Below are 18,422 nucleotides of genomic sequence, written 5' to 3'. Positions count from 1 at the left end.
AGCCAATCCGAGAGTGATAATATACATTATGTAAAACTCACACGTGATCAGTGGTTGGCCGCATGTCAGTCTCACGCTCCCAGCACGAGTCCATCGTATCCAGGCTCGACGCCGTCTGGCAACTCACCGCGCAACGTCGCATAGTCCATGCTGTTGTCCATGTGGATCAGCGCGGTGCGCTTCGGCTTCAGGGTCTCGACCCAGCCAAGCACGGCAGCGAGTTCGGGATGCGTCGGATGTGGCCAGCGTCGCAATGCGTCGACGACCCAGACGTCCAGACCGTCATACAACGCCAGCATGTCGTCGGTCATGATATTGAAATCGGTAGCATAACCAATCGAGACGCCGCCGGCTTCAAAGCGCAGGCCGGTCGCCTCGATGGTGCCGTGCGGCTGATCGGTGACACGGATGTTGATCCCACCGATCGTCAGCCGATCCGGCAACGGGCGCAGATCGATCGTCGATGGGTAACCTTGGCGGCCATGAAAGGCATAGGTGAACCGCGCCTCCAGCGCCGCGGCTGTCGCCGGTCGCGCAAACCCGATGACCGGCCGCCCCATGGCGTGAAACACCTGCCGCAGATCGTCGATACCGTGGCAGTGATCGGCATGGTCATGCGTCCAGATCACCGCATCGATCGTGTCGACGTCGGCGGCGAGCAGCTGTTCGCGCATGTCCGGGCTCGTATCGATCAGGATCCGCGTACCGTCATGCTCGACCAGCGCGGAAACCCGCGTACGGCGGTTGCGCGGTTCGCCGGGATCGCACGCGCCCCAGTCGTTGCCGATCCTCGGCACGCCCGACGACGTTCCCGATCCGAGGATGCGGATTTTCACGCGCGGGTCTTGGCAAACAAAGTGTGAAAATTCTCGGCGGTGCGCTGCGACAGATGCTCCACGAACTCGCCACGGAGATCGGCGAGGAAGCGCGCGGTGTCGGCGACGAACGCCGGCTCGCCACGCTTGCCGCGATTGGGCACCGGGGCAAGGAACGGCGCATCGGTTTCGATCAGCAGCCGATCGATCGGCAAGCGCCGCGCGGTTTCCTGCAGATCCTTCGCATTCTTGAACGTCACGATCCCCGAGATCGAGATATAAAGACCCATATCCAACGCCTTGTCGGCGAATGCTCCGCTGGCGGTGAAGCAGTGGATGACGCCGGGATAGGCCCCCTTCCCCATCTCCTCCGCCATGATCGCAGCGGTATCGTCCTCGGCGTCGCGCGTATGGACGACGATCGGCAGACCGGTTTCGCGCGACGCCGCGATATGCGCACGGAAGCTCGCCTGCTGGCGTTCGCGATCCGACGTGTCGCGGTAATAATCGAGCCCGCTTTCGCCGAGACCGACGACGCGCGGGTGCCGCGCACGCGCGACCAGCTGGGCGGCATCGATCGTCGGATGCTCGTCCGCCTCGTTGGGATGGATGCCGATCGTCGCCCACACATCGGGCTCCCGTTCGGCGGTCGCAACGACCGCGTCCCACTCGCGCTCCCGCGTCGCGATATTGAGCATCGCGGTCACGCCGCGCTCCCGTGCCCGCGCCAGCACCCCCTGCTGGTCCTCGACCAGCCCGTCATAATTGAGGTGGCAATGGCTGTCCGCGAGCATCAGGCGGCCGCCGGCATGTCGAGCCGCGGAAACACCGGCAATGGCGGCGCGATCCGGAACCCGCTGGCGGCGGTCCGGTCATACCATCCGTCGTCATCGATCGCCGCATGGTCGCGCGCGTCGGCGCCGACCTGATCGAGCACCTTTCCAGCCGCCTCAGGCACCACCGGCAGGATCGCGATCGCTAACATCCTGATCGCCCGCACGAGAGTCCTGAGGACCGCGTGCATGCGCTCCGGGTCGGTCTTGCGCAGCGCCCAGGGGGCCTGTGCGTCGATATACTGGTTGCACGCAAACACACCGCGCATCCATGCTTCGATCGCCTGCGACAGCGCCAGATCGTTGAACCCGGCCTTCAACGCGGCACACGCCACGACGACCTCTTCGATCAACATGCCGTCTGCGTCGTCGACCGTACCCGTGCCGGGAAGAACACCATCCAAATTCTTGGCAATGAACGACAATGTCCGCTGCGCCAGATTGCCAAAGCTGTTCGCGAGCTCGGCGTTGACGCGCGTGACGATCGCCTCCGCCGAATAGCTGCCATCCTGTCCGAAGCTGACATCGCGAAGCAGGAAATAGCGCAGCGCATCGACCCCGAATGCGTCGGCCAGTTCACCGGGATCGACGACATTGCCGATCGACTTCGACATCTTCTCGCCACGGTGAAGCAGGAAGCCGTGCCCGAAAACCTGCTTCGGCAGCGCGAGCTTCGCCGACATCAGGAACGCCGGCCAATAGACCGCGTGGAAGCGCACGATGTCCTTGCCGATCAGATGCAGGTCCGCCGGCCAATAGCGCCGGTCGGGCGCGTCGTCGGGATAGCCGACCCCCGACAGATAGTTGGTCAGTGCATCGACCCAGACGTACATCACGTGCCCGGGACTGCCAGGTACCGGCACGCCCCAGTCGAAGCTGGTACGCGACACCGACAGGTCGGACAGGCCCCCTTCGACGAACCGGATCACCTCGTTGCGGCGCCCCTCGGGCCGAATGAAGTCGGGATTTGCGGCGAAATGGTCGAGCAGCGGCTGCTGATACCTCGACAGCCGGAAGAACCAGCTTTCCTCGGCGGTCCATTCGACCGGCGTCCCCTGCGGCGAGCGGCGATCGTCACCCTCCCCGGTCAGTTCCTTCTCGTCGTAAAACGCCTCGTCGCGTACCGAATACCAGCCTTCGTAGCGGCTGAGATACAGGTCGCCGCTGTCCGCCATCGCCTGCCACAAGGCTTGGCTGGCGCGATGGTGATCGGGTTCGGTGGTGCGGATAAAACGGTCGTACGACACGCCAAGACGATCGCACATCGCTTTGAACATGCTCGACATTTCGTCGGCCAGCGCGCGCACGTCCTTGCCCAGGTCGCGTGCGGTCTGGACCATTTTCAACCCATGTTCGTCGGTACCGGTCTGGAACCGCACGTCGCGCCCGGCCTGGCGCTGGAAGCGCGCGATCGCGTCCGCGGCGATCGACTCATAGGCGTGCCCGATATGCGGGCGGCCATTGGGGTAGCTGATCGCGGTGGTGATATAGAAAGGGTCGGCCATGCGCGGCTCCTAGAGCATCGGCCGGATCAGGTGAAGCCCGGCGTCAAGCCTTGAGCGACGCGACGATCCCCGCCATCTCGAACACCGTCGCCTGCGCATCGAGCGACAGGCCGATCGCGGCTCCTGCAAGGTCGCGCGCGGCCGCGTGCGCGTCGAGCGCCGATCGCAGCGCCGGGCCCGACCGCGTCCGTGCCGCCTGCGCGATGAATGTGGGTGCGCGGTCGAGAAACGCTTCGTACCGCGGTTGTGCCGCCTTTCCGCCGAGCGACTTCGCCAGCCGCAGGCGGTGGCTGTTGTCGCGATCCCCCTCGCCCGCGATCCGCGCGATGGCGTCGTCGATCGCGGCAATGTCGAGCCCGGCGTAGCGCAGTGCGCGCCCCGGTGCGCCGTCGCTGACGCGGACCAGCGTCTGGATCTCCGCCTCGTCTGCTTCGGGCTGCACCGCGCGGATCGCCGCCGCGACGTCCTCGTCGGCGAGCGCTTCGAACCGCAGCAGTCGGCACCGCGACCGGATCGTTGGGAGTAACCGGCCCGGCGCATGGCTGACCAGCAGGAAGATCGTCCCGGCGGGCGGCTCCTCGAGATTCTTGAGCAACGCATTCGCGCCGCCGCGTTCGAGATCATCGATCGCATCGATCAGCACGACGCGCCGGCTGCTCATCGACGGCGTGGTGGCGAACATCGGCTGCAGCGTGCGCACCTGCGCGATCGTGATGCTGCGCGCGATATCCTGGTCCGGCTTTTCCGGATCCTTGGGGAGGCGCGCCAGCACGCGAAAGTCAGGATGCGATCCCGCCTCGACCAACGCGCGGGTCGGATGTCCCGCGGGCACGCTGAGCCCCGGCGACAGGCCCGCCCCGCCCGCGCCGTCGGCGAGCATGCGGATCGCCGCCATTCGTGCAAAGCTCGCCTTGCCGACACCCTGCGGCCCGGTCAGCAGCCACGCATGATGCAGCGACCCGCTCGTCATCGCCGAGAGGAACGCGGCCTGTGCCGCCGCGTTGCCCTGGATCGCCGTCACCGGATCAGCCGAAGAACCCGGTCAGCCCGGCCCAGGCGCGACCGAAAAAGCCGGCCGTGCCCACATCCTTCTCGGCGACCAGCGGCATCTTCTGCTCGACCCCGTCGGGCGTGCTGACGATCAGGTCCGCGATATGCTGCCCCGCCTTGATCGGCGCCTTGATCGGGCCGTTATAGACGACCTTGGCGACGAGGTTGGGTGACGTGCCGGCGGGGAGCGTGGCGGTCAGCCCCTTTGGCGCGACCAGACCGACGGTCGATGAATCGCCCATCTGAACCTCGGCGGTTTCGACCTTGCGGCCCTTGGCGACGATCGGCTTCGACGACCAGGCGCGGAAGCCCCATTCCATGAACCGCACCGACTCCTCACTACGCTGCGCCGAACTCGTCAGGCCGGCGACGACCATGACCAGACGCCGACCGCCCTGCTCGGCCGAACCGGTGAAACCATAGCCCGCCTCTTCGGTATGGCCGGTCTTGAGCCCGTCTGCGCCCGCGACGCGGCCGAGGATCGGGTCGCGATTCGCCTGGGTGATGGCGTTGCCGCCCATCGTCTTGCCCCAGGTGAAGTCGCGCTTCGAATAGAATTGCTTGTAGAGCGCCGGGTGGTTGGTGATCGTCGCCGCGGCGAGATCGGCCAGGTCATGCGCCGTGACATAGGTGACGCCATTGTCCGGCCAGCCGTTCGCCGTCCCGAAATGGCTGTTCTTGAGCCCGATCTCGGCAGCCGCGCGATTCATCCGCTCGGTGAACGCCTGCTCGGAGCCCGAAATGCCCTCGGCAAGCACGACGCAGGCGTCGTTGCCCGACAGCGTGACAATGCCGTAAAGCAGATTGGCGACGCTGACGCTCTCACCCGACGACAGGAACATCGTCGAACCCGCTGCCGGACCATGCCATTTCGCCCAGGTTTCAGGCCGTACGGTCATCATCTGGTCGAGCTTCAGCTCGCCTTTGCGGATCATGTCGAACGCGACGTACACCGTCATCATCTTCGCCATTGAGGCCGGCGGCATGCGGCGATCGGCATCGCGCGCGTACAGCACCGCGCCCGATGACAGGTCCTCCATATAGGCGATCGGCGCGGCGGTCTGGAACTGCGGCGCGGCGGCGACCGACGGGTTCGCGAGCATCAGGGCGACAAGCGGAGCGGCGATCAGCGTCTTCATGGAAATTCCGTGCATTGGGGTCGATATCAAGCGTTCAATCCTCAACCAGGACCTGCGCGTCGCCATAGCCGCGCGCAGCGACCGCGTCACGCGCGCGTTGCAGGCTTTGCGGGTCGTCATACGGTCCGAGGCGGACACGCCACAATCCGCCGCCGCCGAGGATCCGTGCATCGAGCCGCTCGGCCAGCGCCCGCGCCCGCGCCTCGTTCGAAAAGGTGGCGACCTGCAGCCCATAGCTGTGGCCGGGACGGAGCGTTGGCAGTTGCGCGGATCGTGGCAGTGCCGCGACGGCTTGCGTAAAACGTGGATCGCGCGCGGCGACGGCATGACCGGCGCGCAGCGTCGCGGCGTCCTGCCGTGTCGGCATGATCGCGCGCACGCGCACGGCCGCGACCGGGCGGCGGTCGGTCCCGAGCATCCGCGCCGCGCCGCGCGACAGGTCGATTATTCGATCGCGACGTCCCGGCCCCCGATCGTTGATCCGCACCAGGATAGATCGTCCGGTCTCGACCGACGTCACTTCGACGAACGATCCGAGCGGCAGCGTGCGGTGCGCGGCAGTGATCGCGCCGGCGTCGAACATTTCCCCCGACGCGGTCCGGTTGCCCGAAAGCTCCTCGCCATACCAGCTCGCGAGTCCGGTCTCCTGGTACTGGCCGTAAGCGCCGCTGATCGGCAGCGTGGCACCGACGCTAGGCCGCGTCCCGCCGCACCCGGCGAGCGCGAACGCGATGACGAGGATCCTAGCGTTCGACCGCATCGGCCAGCAGGCCAACCGAGAGGGCGTAAAAATTCGAGCAATTGTAATCGAGAATGACGCGGTAGTTGCTTGTGAGAAGATAGGCCGTCGCACCGGGACCGTCGGGTTCGAGCAACGTCGCCATCACCGAATCGTTCGGCCAGCTTCGCGCCTGCGGCACGATGCCGAGCGCGCGCCACTCGGCGATCGTCCGCCAGCCGCTGTGGCGTTCGAACACGCGTGGGCAGCGCGGCGAGACGAGCCGGTTGCGCACCTGAGACCGGTCGAACTGCGCGGGCACGCTGACCGCGAAGCCCCAGGGCTGTCCCGCGCGCCAGCCGGCGTCGACGAAATAATTGCCGATCGACGCGAGCGTATCGGCTGGGCTGTTCCAGATATCGGCGCGGCCATCGCCGTCCCCGTCGCGCGCGAGCCGCAGATAGATCGACGGCAGGAATTGCGGGTTGCCCATCGCACCAGCCCAGCTGCCCTTGAGCTGCTCGCGCGTAATGCCGCGATCGAGGATTTTCAGACCCGCGATGAATTCCCCCGCGAACAGGCTGCGGCGCCGGCCCTCATAGGCCAGACTCGCCAGCGAGCGCAGCAGGTCGAAATCGCCCGTGTAGCTGCCGTAGTTGGTCTCATGTCCCCAGATCGCGACCATCACCGATTCGGGGACACCGGTCTCGCGCTCGATTCGCTCGAGCCGGAAGCGCTGTGCCTGATAGGCGCTGCGACCGCGCGTGATCCGCGCCGCGTCGACATGCTTTGCCTTGTACGGCGCGAACGCCGGCACCGCGCTGGTCGTCGTCGACCCCGGCTCCGCCCGGTCGAGTTCGATTACCCGCTCGTTCAGCGTGAGCGTCGGAAATACCGCGTCGGCGGTCCGCTGCGTCACGCCTTCGGCGAGCGCCTGCTGCCGCAGCGTCATCAAATACGCCTGAAAGCCTGAATCGTCCTGCGCGACTGCAGGACCACTGCCCGCCAGCACGACAGCCAACGTTACAGCGCCACGACGCAACCACTTCGACGCTTTTGGTATTCCCCACATGACCGCGTGTCTGCCACACGCAGGCCGAGTTCGGAACCCCGGGTTGTCGCGTCATCGCCACGCACCGGCGCGCGATACTCATTTCGCCCGATCGACCAAGGCGGCTTGCACATCCCGCCCACCCGGCCTAACCGCTCGATCGTCGGGGAGTGGCGCAGGCTGGTAGCGCACCTGGTTTGGGACCAGGGGGTCGCAGGTTCGAATCCTGTCTCCCCGACCATCGAGCAAATAATCGGAACGCCGCCGTCGCTGCAAAGATGCGGCCACACGAGCCCGCGTCGCACACCGTCCCCGATGGACGGTATTCACGTCATCGTTACAGACCTTTAAGGATAGCGGGTCGATGGACATATCGAGACCGTGGCGCCGTGCCTGACACGTATGCCGCTGGCTGGAAGAGGATGTTATGGCTCGAATCATCTATGTCGAGGACGACGACCTGGCGGGCGAACTCGTCCGGGATATCCTGACCCAGGCCGGCCATCTGGTCGGCGTGATCGGGCACGGCACGCTCGCTTACGATACCATCGCGTTCAAGCGGCCCGATCTCGTGATCCTCGATCGAGCCGTGCCCGGAATGCCGGGGATGGAAATCCTGAAGCGCTTGCGACAGGCGCCGGAAACCTATCTGACACCGGTCCTGATGCTGACAGGGAAGCGCGGCGGGGGGCTGGCCGACGAGGCGTTGGAAGCCGGCGCAGACGATTACCTGACCAAGCCGTTCCAGCCTGACGATCTGGTGCGACGCGTCGAGGCCGCATTGGCGACGAAACAGTTCACCGCGGATCGCAGAGTGCGTCGACCGACGTAGAATTGAGCTGCGCCGCTAGGCCAGCGCTGCGAGAATCTCTCCGAGCGAGGCGTTGGCGACGCCCCGGCGCGCCAGATGCCGCACCATCGTCTCCCACCATCCGTGGAACCGCGCCAGATCCGCCGCATCACGCACGTACGGGGTATGGCCCGGCGCGAGCGACGGTGAGTGGAACGAAAAATTGAGCAAGCGCACGCCCTCCCCGAGCGCGACATCGACCGCTTCGATCGCGGCGGCGATCGGCATGTCTTCGGGAGTCAGCGCAATCCGCGACAGCAGCCCGAAACGCGCGAACACGCCCCGCGCTTTGGGCACATTGCCTAGCGCGCCGTGGAGCTTTGCGCCACCCCGACGCAATCGACCCGTAAAGACCGTCGTCAGCGGCAGCTCGATCACCGGCCCGGTGCGGAACGCGTGGCTGTCGAGCATCGTGAAATCCGGTCCGCCGTCCGCCGTGTAATCATAACCCGGCCGGATCGAGCTATCGATCCGGTATCCCCGCTCGGCAAGCAAGGCGATCGTGCGCGGACCAATACCGTAGCGACCGGCGCGATAGGCGCGCGGCCGGTGCCCGAACGCACGCTCGACGGCGGCGGTCAGACTGTCGATCTTGGCGGCTTCGAGCGTACCCATCAGATTGCCGGCGTAACTGGCGACCGCTGACACGCTTTCGTCGAACGGCGGATTGACCCAGGGGTGGAGCTGCGTGCCGATCTCCGATCGGCCGTCGGCGACCACCCGGTGCAAAACGTCGACGGCGCCGGGGTCGGTGGCGATCGGATGATCGACCATGCAGGCAAGCGCAACGCCATGATCGACGAAGCGACGATGTGCGGCGGGAAGCGCCGCGATCGCGGTCGTCGCCCGATTGGCACGGTCGAACGAGGTTTGCCAGTCGAACTCTTCCTCCACGTCAACGAAAACGGTGTACCGCGCCCCGAAGGATTCGGGCCAGTCGATGGCTTGCGCGTCGGACGGCGGCGGTACGCGATACGCGCTATCGGCAATCACCGGAGAATGTCGGACGCCTGCCCCATTTCGGCATTGAACGCGGCCGGCAGACGCAATGTCAAGCGGTTGGCATCTATGGTCAGACCGCCACCCAGTTCGCCCGCCAGATTCTGCACCAGCCGCAAGGTAAAGCCGGTCCCGAGCAAGGGCGCGCCCTCGACCTCGTCTTCGACATCGATGCTGAAGGCCGTATCGGCCGCATGTGCCGCGAGCGCCTGCGGGCGATCGACCGAAAGCGTGACCTGCCCCGCCGCCACGGTTGCCGCGATGCCGATCCGCTCGCCCCGGTCGCAGGCCGAGACCAGCGCGGCGAGTAGCCGCCCGACCAGCCGCTCGACCGCGCGGTCATCGCCGGCAATGTCGCAATCGGCTGTGCCAGGATAGACCAGCACCGTCGCCCCGCGCAGATCCGCCAGCGGCTGGAGATCGCGAACGATACGTTCGAGCAACGGCAGCACTGGCACCACGGTCGGCCGCAGCTCGAGCGCCTGGCCCTCGATCCGCGCCGCGGTGTCGAGATCGTCGATCGCCGCGAGCAGCTCCGCCGCCTGCGTCCGGATCACCACCGCGCGCTCGCGATAGGTCGGCGAGACCGGGCCGAGCAATTCGGTTTCGATCAGTTCGGCGAACCCCGCGATCGCGTTGGTCGGCGTGCGAAGTTCGTGAACGAGCTGGCGCAGCGAATCGGATACCGGCGACGATGCCGATCGCCGCTCGGCGACTTCGTCGGGGCGGGGCCGTCGCGCCGTGCCGCGCATGCCCGTAAACCGACCGGTCTGATGATCGAACGCCGGGACCCCGGACACGCGCCACGAGCCTGCGGCATCCGACAAGCCACCGATCTGCAACCGCGCGTCGTTGAACCGCGAGCGGCGGCGGAGCGCACCGGCGACGATGCCGTCGACCTGCGCGTCTCCCTGAAGCGTGGCGTGGCCGAGCGAGACGCCGATCAGCGCGGAGCGCGACACGCCATCGATCCAGCGAATGACGCCAAGAGAATCGGTCTCGAAGCGGAAGCGGTCCGCCTGCGTGGATGGCGCGATCGGTTCGAGCGGCGCGACGACTCGGTCGCGCTTGAAGGCGTCGATCCGCGCGACCAGGTCCGAAATCTCGAAGCGCGCAGGGTCGCTTGCGCGTTCGGCGGCGACATGCCGGAATGCCTGCTCCACCACCGGAAGGCCGCGGGCGATGTCGCCCAGCGCCATGAACGGTGTTGCGCTCAGCGGGATCGGCGCGGGAACAGCGTCCGCACTCTCGACGGGCGCGAGGCTCGGTTCGGGCCGTTCGACGGGATCACGGTTCGGCTCGGGAAGGATGAAGTCGGTCGACCCGAAGCTCAGCAGCCCCCGCCCCACTTCCGCCGGCAGATCGCGACGGTTGCGCAGGATCGAACGCCCAACCGGGGTCAACCGCGGCAGGAGCGCCAGCCAGTCCTCGGCAGGGAGCCTAACCATCCGCAGCACCGGCGCGGCGATCGCCAGTTCGTCCTCGGCGAAGAAACCCACCAGTTCGACACCTGGCGACGCGAAGGCAAGCGCGCGAGCGCTGGCGGCACGAACCGGCGCGGGCACCGTTTCACGCAGCGCGTGAAGGCGCGCGATAGCCGGACCGTCGGCGGCAACCCGCCCGCGGCCCATCAGGTCGACAAGCTGGCGCCATGCCGCCTGCGCGCCGAAGCCCGTCGCCATATTGGCGGATAACACGGTCTTTAGGCTGTCGTCGAACCGCACACGCACTCCCGCGACGATGCTCGTGGAAAGCCGCATCGTGCGTTGCCACTACCGCGCTCGATTCTCCTAAGAAAGGATTGATTTGATGTCGTTGCAATGTGGGACAATTGCGTTTTCCCGCAATTATCTTATCGCTATGCGCGTCAATGCATCGCGGTTCGCGATGTCCTCAAGGAGTTGTGCGCAATGAGTTTAGACCGGATCGACCGCCAGATCCTGTCGCTGCTGCAGGCCGACGGTCGTATGACCAATGTCGACCTCGCCGATCGCGTGGGGCTGACCGCCCCGCCATGTCTGCGCCGCGTCCGCGCGCTGGAGGAGGCCGGCGCGATCCGCGGCTATCATGCCGATCTCGACGCGGCCAAACTGGGGTTTCCCATCACCGTGTTCGCGATGGTCAGCCTGCGCAGCCAGGCCGAGCACGATCTGGCCGCGTTCGAGCATCACATCGCCGACATTCCCGAAATCCGCGAATGCCATATGCTCAACGGCGAGATCGACTTCATCCTGAAGATCGTCGCGGCCGATCTGAAGAGCTTTCAGGAGATCCTGACCACCCACCTCACCCCCGCGCCGAACGTCGCCAGCGTGAAGACGTCGCTGACGATCCGGACCGCAAAGGCGCTGTCGGGGATCCCCGTCACCGTCGACTGACACAAAAAAAGGGCGGCATCGCTGCCGCCCCCCTTTTCCGTCGATTAACCGGTCAGGCGACCGGTGCACCCATCCAGGTCGACCACAGACCGGCGGTTTCCTTGCGCGGCGACGACTGGATCGCGGCAAACGCTGCTGCAGCCCCTGCCTTGTCGCCCGATTTCGCCAACGCGATGCCGAGGTGCAAGTTGACGTCGTCCGCAGCCACACCACCCTTGGTCAGCGCGAGCCGGTACATCGCGGCAGCCTTCGCGTAATTGTCCTGGCCCAGATAGACATCGCCCGTGCTTGCGGCGAGCTTACCGTTGGCGGCCCCCTCGGCACGCTTCTCGATCGCGGCGATCGGACCATCGTTGCGGATGGCGGTCGTGGTATCGGCGATCAGCGCCTTTGCCATCGAGTTCGCGGCGGGAATCTTGCCCGTTGCGATCCCCTCCTTGACGACGGCCTGCGCTTCGCTGGGCAGACCACGGCGGTTCACGCTGTCGGCATATTCGAGATAATCGTTCTGGTCGGCGAGCGACTTTGTCGCGCGCATCAGGCGGAACATGTCGATCTTCTGGGTCTCATCCATCGGCACCAGTGCGTTCTGCTGGATGCCGACGAGGACCGCCGTATCGCGCCAGTTCTTCGCCGTCGGATACGCGGTGACCCATTTCTTCAGCCACGCCATCGTCTCGGGCGTCTTCTTGGCGGCGTAGGACTTGGCGATCGCATAGCGATACAGCTGCTCGTCGGGCTTCTGGCCCGCAGCCGCCTGCTGCGCGATCGTCGCCTCGAGATCGGCTGCGCCGCCGGCAACGTCGCCGCTTTCCATCTTCGCCTTTACGATCTGCAAGCCGATGTTCGGATCGTTGAAACCCAGCTGCTTCGCCTGCGCGAAATACTGCAGCGCCTGCGGATATTGTTTGCCGTTGAACGCGAGCGCACCACGACGATAGGCATAGCGGCCGCGATCGGCAGCCGGGGTGCTCGGGCTGGCGATCAGCGTGTCGAGCGGCTTGGCCAAAATGGTTTCGTTGATCGGCGCGTTCGGGTTGGCAGCCTGGGTCGCGGCAAGCTTGCGCAGCTCGAGGTCGTACCGCATCGCCGCAGCGATATACTTGTCGTCGTCGGTCTTCACCGCGGCTTCGGCTTGTACAACCGCGGGTTCGGCGGTGGCAAAATCGCCAGCATTGATCGCGGTCTGCGCGATCTGCGCGGGCTTCAGCACGTCGGGGCTAAGCTTCAGGCCAGGCGCCTTCGCCTCGTCCTTCTTGTCCTTGGCAAAAGCGGGCGCGCTCAGCGCCATTCCGCTCACGCCCGTCGCAAAAATGGCCGCCAGCGCGAGCTTCGATACGGTCTTCATGGGTGCACTCTCCTCATGCGTCATCGACGCGCGTGCGTCGCTATATGGACGGGGTTCGCGCTGTTCAAGCAAACACCCCTTGTTAAGTTCCGTGCCCGGCGCCGCGTGAACGCCGATTGAACACGCGCACCGGCGCGTTTAGTCGGGACGGATGATCGCTGTTCTATCGCCCGCCAAGACGCTCGACTACGAGACTCCCCTGCCCGCGCTTGAGGCCAGCACCCCGAGGTTCGCCGCGGAGGCGGAAACCCTCGCGCACGCCGCCGCCAAATTGCCGCAGAAACGGCTGCGAGAGCTGATGCACATCTCGCCCGCACTGGCAAAACTCAACGCCGATCGGTTCCGCGATTTCGACACCCTGCCCGAGCGACCCGCGCTGTTCGCGTTCGCCGGTGACGTTTATACCGGCTTCGACGTCGCGTCGCTCGGGGAAGAAGGCGTGGCATTCGCGCAGGATCATGTGCGGATGCTGTCGGGCTTGTACGGGCTGCTGCGCCCGCTCGACCGGATGCGCCCCTATCGTCTGGAGATGGGCACGCGCTGGGCACCGCGGAAAACCAAGCTGACCGACTGGTGGGGCAACCGCATCGCCAAGGTCCTTGCCGCCGACGTCGAGGAGGACGGATCGGGTGTTGTGCTGAACCTCGCCAGCCAGGAATATTGGGCTGCGGTTGATGGGCGGCTTCCCGCATCGGTCCGCGTCGTCGCCATCGATTTCCGCGAGGGCAGTGCGCAGAAGTTCGTCAGCTTCCACGCGAAAAAGGCGCGCGGCATGGTCGCGCGCTGGCTCGCCGAACACCGGATCGAGGATATCGAGGCGATGAAGGGGTTCGACACCGACGGCTATGCGTATGACGCACCCGGCAGCACCGACGACCATTGGCGGTTCGTGCGCGCATGAGCGCCGTCATCATCGGCGCGTCGGGCGGGATCGGTGCCGCGCTGGAAGCGGCGCTGATCGACGAGGGTATCGCGGTCCAGGGGTTCGCGCGGTCGGACATCGGCGATCGCCATATCGATCTGGAGGACGAGGCCAGCATCGCGGCTGCGGCAGGGCGGATCAAGGGATCGCCGACGCTGGTCGTCGTCGCGACCGGTCTGCTCCACGAGGGTGACCGCGGACCGGAAAAGGCGATGCGCGAGCTCGACCCGGTGTGGATGGCGCGCAACTTCGCGATCAATGCGATCGGGCCTGCGCTGGTCGCCAAGCATGTCCTGCCGCTGATGCCCAAGACCGGGCGAATGGTGTTCGCGGTGCTGTCGGCGCGCGTCGGGAGCATTTCCGACAACAAGCTCGGCGGCTGGTACGGGTATCGCGCGTCGAAGGCGGCGGTGAACCAGCTGGTCCGCACGCTGTCGATCGAGGACAAGCGGCGCAATTCGAGCGGGATCATCGTGGCGCTTCATCCGGGGACGGTCGACACGGGTCTGTCGCGGCCGTTCCAAGGCAATGTCTCACCGGGGCGGCTGTTCAAGCCGGACCGGGCAGCGGTGCAGTTGCTCGACGTCATCGACGGACTGCGCGCGCCCGACAGCGGCAAGCTGTTCGCCTGGGACGGGGTCGAGGTCGCGCCGTGACCCCTTCGCGTACGCACGCGCGGGGGTGGTAAGAAGCCGACCCCTCGGCTAGGGTGTGTCATCATATCGACACAACCCGAAAGCCTTGAGATTTGACCGACGAGACCCTCCTCGCCGCCCCCGCAGACGGCGAGCCCAACGGCATCTCCACCATCTCCATCATCGACGAGATGAAGACGAGCTACCTCGATTACGCGATGAGCGTGATCGTCGCGCGCGCGCTGCCCGACGTCCGTGACGGACTGAAGCCCGTGCACCGCCGAATTCTCTTCTCCGCGCACGAGAGCGGGTTCGTCGCGGGCAAGGCGTATCGCAAGTCGGCGCGCATCGTCGGTGACGTGATGGGTAAATATCACCCGCACGGCGACAGCTCGATCTACGAGGCCCTGGTCCGGATGAGCCAGGACTGGTCGATGCGCGTGCCCCTGGTCGACGGTCAGGGCAATTTCGGGTCGATGGACCCGGACAAGGCGGCCGCGATGCGGTACACCGAGGCACGGCTGTCGAAGGTTGCGAACTCGCTGCTCGGCGATCTCGACAAGGACACGGTCGACTTCATCCCGAACTATGACGGGTCCGAACGCGAGCCGTCGGTGCTGCCGGCGCGGTTCCCCAACCTGCTGGTCAACGGCGCGGGCGGCATCGCGGTCGGCATGGCGACCAACATCCCGCCGCACAATCTGGGCGAGATCATCAACGCGTGCCTCGCGTACATGGAAAACGGCGCGATCACGGTCGACGAGCTGTTCGAGATCGTCCCCGGCCCCGACTTCCCGACCGGCGCGATCATCCTCGGCAAGGCCGGCGCACGCTCGGCCTACGAAACCGGGCGTGGCTCGGTGATCATCCGTTCGCGGCACATCGTCGAGGAAGGGCGCGGCGACCGGCGCTCGATCGTGCTGACCGAGATCCCGTATCAGCAGGGCAAGAACGCGCTGGTCGAGAAGATCGCCGAGGCCGCCAAGGACAAGCGCATCGAGGGCGTCAGCGACATCCGCGACGAATCGAACCGCGAAGGCGTGCGGATCGTCATCGAGCTGAAGCGCGACGCGACCACCGAGGTGGTGCTCAACCAGCTGTGGCGGCACACGCCGGCGCAGGGGTCGTTCCCGGCGAACATGCTGGCGATCCGCGGCGGGCGCCCCGAGCTTCTCAACCTGCGCGACATCATCGGCGCGTTCATCACCTTCCGCGAGGAAGTGATCACCCGGCGATCCAAGTTCGAGCTCGCCAAGGCGCGCGACCGGGCGCACATCTTGCTGGGCCTCGTCATCGCGGTCACCAACCTGGACGAGGTCGTCCGGATCATCCGCGGCTCGTCGAGCCCGGCCGAGGCGCGTGCGAAACTGCTTGCGCGCGAATGGCCGGTCGAGGAGATCGCGCCGTATATCGCGCTGGTCGAGGCGGTCGAGGACAAGCAGGAGGGCGGCGTCTATCGCCTGTCCGAGATCCAGGTCCGCGCGATCCTCGACCTCCGCCTGCACCGGCTGACGCTGCTCGGCCGCGACGAGATCGGCGATGAGCTGAAGACGCTGGCCAGCACGATCGGCGAGCTGCTCGCGATCCTGGGCGACCGCGCGAAGCTGTACGAGGTGATGCGCGAGGAGCTGATCCAGGTCCGCGACGAGTTCGCCACCCCGCGCAAGTCCGAGATCATGCTGTTCGCCGGCGGGATCGAGGACGAGGACCTGATCGAGCGCGAGGACATGGTCGTGACCGTGACCATGCAGGGCTATATCAAGCGCACCAGCCTCGACACGTTCCGCGCGCAGGCGCGGGGCGGCAAGGGTCGCGCGGGCATGTCCACGAAGGACGAGGACGTCGTCACCGAGCTGTTCGTGACGAGCACGCACACACCGGTGCTGTTCTTCTCGAACCACGGCAAGGTCTATCGCTACAAGGTTTGGCGCCTGCCCGAGGGTGGGCCCGCGACGCGCGGGCGGCCGATGGTGAACCTGTTGCCGCTGGCGCCGGGCGAGACGATCTCGACCGTGCTGCCATTGCCCGAGGACGAGGCCGAATGGGGTGCGATGCACGTCATGTTCGCGACCGCCAAGGGCACGGTGCGCCGCAACGCGATGGACGCGTTCACCAACGTGCCGTCGAACGGCAAGATCGCGATGCGCTTCGAGGAAGGCTCCGACGATCGGCTGATCGGCGTCGCGCTACTCAGCGCGCATGACGACGTCCTGCTGGCGACGCGGCTGGGCAAGGCGATCCGCTTTGCCGGCGACGACGTCCGCGAGTTCCAGAGCCGGACCTCGACCGGCGTGCGCGGCGTGACGCTGAAGGCGGAAGACGAAGTCATCTCGCTGTCGGTGCTGCACCGCGTCGAGGCGAGCCCGCAGGACCGCGAGACGTATCTGAAGTTCGCGCCGTGGAAGGGTGAGCGCGAGGGCGAGCATGATCTGGGGCTCGAGCGCTTCAACGATCTGAAGGATCGCGAGCAGTTCATTCTGACGGTCTGCGCGAACGGCTATGGCAAATTGTCGAGCGCGTACGACTATCGCCAGACCGGACGTGGTGGCCAGGGGATCACCAACATCGACAACATCGCCCGCAACGGCGAGGTCGTGGCGAGCTTCCCGGCGGCGAAGGGCCATCAGCTGATGCTGGTCACCAACCAGGCCAAGCTGATCCGCACGACGCTGGCGAGCCTGCGCGTCATCAGCCGCAACTCGGCGGGGGTGAAGCTGTTCGACGTGGCGAAGGGCGAGAAAGTCGTCTCCGCCGCCCGGATCGAGGAGACCGAGGCAGACGCCGAGATCAACCTGGCGGACGCCGCACCCGAGATCGCGCCCGACACAGGCGCGATCATCGGCGACGATGCGGCCGAGGGCCCGAAGGACGGCGAATGAGCGAATCGGTAGCCTATAAGGTCCTGACCGCGGCGCAGATGGCGACGCTGGAGGGCGGCAGCTTCGCCGGCGCGCCGGTGGATCTGGCGGACGGCTATATCCATCTGTCGACCGCCGATCAGCTGACCGAGACGGTCGACAAGCATTTCGCCGGGCAGGGTGATTTGCACGTCGCGGCGGTCGACCTCGACGCGCTGGGTGACGCGGTGAAGTGGGAACAGTCGCGCGGCGGGGCGCTGTTCCCGCATATCTATGGCGGGCCGCTGTTGCTCGAAACGGTGGTCGCTTACGGCCCGCTCGAGCGTGGTGACGACGGCGCGGTGAAGCTGCCCGTCGCCGGCTAGATCGGTCGTTCGATCGCGGCGACGCTGCGTTCGCCGCGGACGACGATGATGCTGCCAAGGATGATCAGCACGCCGCCAAGGATCAGCGGCAATCCGGCGGGGTCGCCGAACAGGCCGATGCCGAGCATCGCGCCCATCAACGGCTCGATATTGATGAACACCCCGGCGGTCGCGCTGTCGAGACGCGACGATCCATATTGCCACGCGGCGGTCGCGACGAAGGTCGAGAGCAGCCCCTGCCCGACGATGCCGCTCCACGCGACCGGCGACAGCGCGAGCGGCGGCGGCCCGTGCAGCAGCAGCGCGACCGGCAGGATCGCCGCGGTCGCGACGACCAGCATCACCGCAGGCACCGCCATCGCCGACCTGGTCACGGGCACGCGCTTCACCATGATCAGCCAGCCGAGGAACACGAGCAGCGAGGCGAGCGACAGGATGATGCCGATCGGCGTGCCGGCCGAACCGGGCTTTCCGGCGATCAGCGCCGCGCCGATCGTGGCGGCGACGACGCCGATCCACGATGCGCGGCTGACCGGTTCGCCCATCAACCGCGCGGCGACCGCGATCAAGGCGGGCATCGCGCCGACCAGCAGTGCGGCCAGCGTGACGGTCACGCTCGCCAGCCCCTCGAACTGGATCAGGAAGCCGGCGCCGTACAGCACGCCCGCGAGCAGCACGACCGGGGACCGGAACAACGCGCGCGCCTCTGCGCTGGCAAAGGCGAACGGCAGCGACACGAGGCTCGCGACCGCGAAGCGCAGCAGAACCATGTGCGACGGTTCGAGTTCGCGCAGCGCGAGCTTGCCGAGCGGGAAGCCGAGCCCCCAGAAGACACCGGCGAGAATGAGGGCGACGAAGGGCAGAGGATCGATCCCGCGCATGGTGGTTTGGCGTGCGATACCGGTAGCGCGGGCGGCGCGACAGGCCGTTCTGCCGTCGCGATCCGGCGCGCGATT

At 66.5% G+C, this 18,422-nt stretch carries 17 protein-coding genes and 1 tRNA gene; 7 read left to right on the top strand and 11 right to left on the bottom strand.

Translation table 11 applies throughout. The features are described 5' to 3' along the window. Positions 1-71: 71 nt before the first annotated feature. Genes U1701_RS05785 through U1701_RS05755 form a run of 7 tightly spaced genes read right to left on the bottom strand, consistent with a single transcriptional unit; the run spans position 72 to position 7,132 of the window. Positions 72-836 carry an MBL fold metallo-hydrolase gene (locus U1701_RS05785; RefSeq protein WP_332781594.1) on the bottom strand — a complete coding sequence of 255 codons (765 nt, stop codon included), beginning with the start codon at positions 834-836 and terminating at the stop codon, positions 72-74. Continuing rightward, positions 833-1,609, bottom strand: coding sequence for a TatD family hydrolase (locus tag U1701_RS05780; RefSeq protein ID WP_332781593.1), 777 nt, complete (start codon positions 1,607-1,609; stop codon positions 833-835). Before U1701_RS05780 ends, U1701_RS05785 begins: the two co-directional genes overlap by 4 nt. After that, entirely contained in the window at positions 1,609-3,153 is a 1,545-nt protein-coding gene (gene metG, locus U1701_RS05775; RefSeq protein ID WP_332781592.1) for a methionine--tRNA ligase, read from the bottom strand. Before metG ends, U1701_RS05780 begins: the two co-directional genes overlap by 1 nt. Positions 3,154-3,196: 43 nt before the next feature. Next, positions 3,197-4,174 (bottom strand): DNA polymerase III delta subunit-related protein, encoded by a 978-nt coding sequence (locus tag U1701_RS05770; protein WP_332781591.1) that lies wholly within the window; start codon positions 4,172-4,174, stop codon positions 3,197-3,199. A 4-nt stretch (positions 4,175-4,178) separates the two neighbouring features. Next, positions 4,179-5,342 (bottom strand): D-alanyl-D-alanine carboxypeptidase family protein, encoded by a 1,164-nt coding sequence (locus tag U1701_RS05765; RefSeq protein WP_332781590.1) that lies wholly within the window; start codon positions 5,340-5,342, stop codon positions 4,179-4,181. A 34-nt stretch (positions 5,343-5,376) separates the two neighbouring features. Further along, positions 5,377-6,102 carry a septal ring lytic transglycosylase RlpA family protein gene (locus U1701_RS05760; protein WP_332781589.1) on the bottom strand — a complete coding sequence of 242 codons (726 nt, stop codon included), beginning with the start codon at positions 6,100-6,102 and terminating at the stop codon, positions 5,377-5,379. Then, positions 6,086-7,132 carry a lytic murein transglycosylase gene (locus tag U1701_RS05755; RefSeq protein ID WP_332781588.1) on the bottom strand — a complete coding sequence of 349 codons (1,047 nt, stop codon included), beginning with the start codon at positions 7,130-7,132 and terminating at the stop codon, positions 6,086-6,088. The genes U1701_RS05760 and U1701_RS05755 overlap by 17 nt, the downstream gene beginning before the upstream one ends. 143 nt (positions 7,133-7,275) lie before the next feature. Between U1701_RS05755 and U1701_RS05750 the strand changes: the two genes are divergently transcribed. Further along, a tRNA-Pro gene (locus U1701_RS05750) sits at positions 7,276-7,352 on the top strand. A gap of 186 nt (positions 7,353-7,538) precedes the next feature. Then, positions 7,539-7,943: a response regulator transcription factor gene (locus U1701_RS05745; protein WP_332781587.1), complete on the top strand. Its 405-nt coding sequence runs from the start codon at positions 7,539-7,541 to the stop codon at positions 7,941-7,943. A gap of 15 nt (positions 7,944-7,958) precedes the next feature. On the opposite strand, the gene U1701_RS05740 is transcribed toward U1701_RS05745, so the two are convergent. Both U1701_RS05740 and U1701_RS05735 read right to left on the bottom strand, forming a co-directional pair. Beyond that, the gene (locus tag U1701_RS05740; RefSeq protein WP_332781586.1) at positions 7,959-8,954 is read right to left on the bottom strand and encodes a polysaccharide deacetylase family protein; all 996 of its coding nucleotides are present in this window, start codon (positions 8,952-8,954) and stop codon (positions 7,959-7,961) included. Beyond that, the gene (locus U1701_RS05735; RefSeq protein ID WP_332781585.1) at positions 8,951-10,720 is read right to left on the bottom strand and encodes a sensor histidine kinase; all 1,770 of its coding nucleotides are present in this window, start codon (positions 10,718-10,720) and stop codon (positions 8,951-8,953) included. Before U1701_RS05735 ends, U1701_RS05740 begins: the two co-directional genes overlap by 4 nt. Before the next feature lie 150 nt (positions 10,721-10,870). Between U1701_RS05735 and U1701_RS05730 the strand changes: the two genes are divergently transcribed. Further along, positions 10,871-11,338 (top strand): Lrp/AsnC family transcriptional regulator, encoded by a 468-nt coding sequence (locus U1701_RS05730; RefSeq protein WP_332781584.1) that lies wholly within the window; start codon positions 10,871-10,873, stop codon positions 11,336-11,338. Positions 11,339-11,390: 52 nt separating this feature from the next. On the opposite strand, the gene U1701_RS05725 is transcribed toward U1701_RS05730, so the two are convergent. Further along, positions 11,391-12,686, bottom strand: a complete 1,296-nt coding sequence (locus tag U1701_RS05725) for a tetratricopeptide repeat protein (protein ID WP_332781583.1) — start codon at positions 12,684-12,686, stop codon at positions 11,391-11,393. A gap of 151 nt (positions 12,687-12,837) precedes the next feature. Between U1701_RS05725 and yaaA the strand changes: the two genes are divergently transcribed. From yaaA to U1701_RS05705, 4 genes are all read left to right on the top strand, one after another. Next, positions 12,838-13,587 (top strand): peroxide stress protein YaaA, encoded by a 750-nt coding sequence (yaaA, locus tag U1701_RS05720; RefSeq protein WP_332781582.1) that lies wholly within the window; start codon positions 12,838-12,840, stop codon positions 13,585-13,587. Next, the gene (locus U1701_RS05715) at positions 13,584-14,264 is read left to right on the top strand and encodes an SDR family NAD(P)-dependent oxidoreductase (RefSeq protein ID WP_332781581.1); all 681 of its coding nucleotides are present in this window, start codon (positions 13,584-13,586) and stop codon (positions 14,262-14,264) included. The genes yaaA and U1701_RS05715 overlap by 4 nt, the downstream gene beginning before the upstream one ends. A gap of 92 nt (positions 14,265-14,356) precedes the next feature. Further along, positions 14,357-17,122: a DNA gyrase subunit A gene (gene gyrA / locus U1701_RS05710; RefSeq protein WP_332781580.1), complete on the top strand. Its 2,766-nt coding sequence runs from the start codon at positions 14,357-14,359 to the stop codon at positions 17,120-17,122. Beyond that, a complete protein-coding gene (locus tag U1701_RS05705; protein WP_332781579.1) occupies positions 17,119-17,466 on the top strand; it encodes a DUF952 domain-containing protein in 348 nt (115 codons plus the stop codon). The genes gyrA and U1701_RS05705 overlap by 4 nt, the downstream gene beginning before the upstream one ends. On the opposite strand, the gene U1701_RS05700 is transcribed toward U1701_RS05705, so the two are convergent. Continuing rightward, positions 17,463-18,347: a DMT family transporter gene (locus tag U1701_RS05700; RefSeq protein ID WP_332781578.1), complete on the bottom strand. Its 885-nt coding sequence runs from the start codon at positions 18,345-18,347 to the stop codon at positions 17,463-17,465. The two genes, U1701_RS05705 and U1701_RS05700, sit on opposite strands and share 4 nt — an antisense overlap. Positions 18,348-18,422: the final 75 nt, after the last annotated feature.

Source organism: Sphingomonas rhamnosi (genome assembly GCF_036663615.1).
Lineage (GTDB): Bacteria > Pseudomonadota > Alphaproteobacteria > Sphingomonadales > Sphingomonadaceae > Sphingomonas.
Note: the sequence above shows the minus strand (reverse complement) of the source record. Positions and strands in the feature narration are given on the sequence as shown.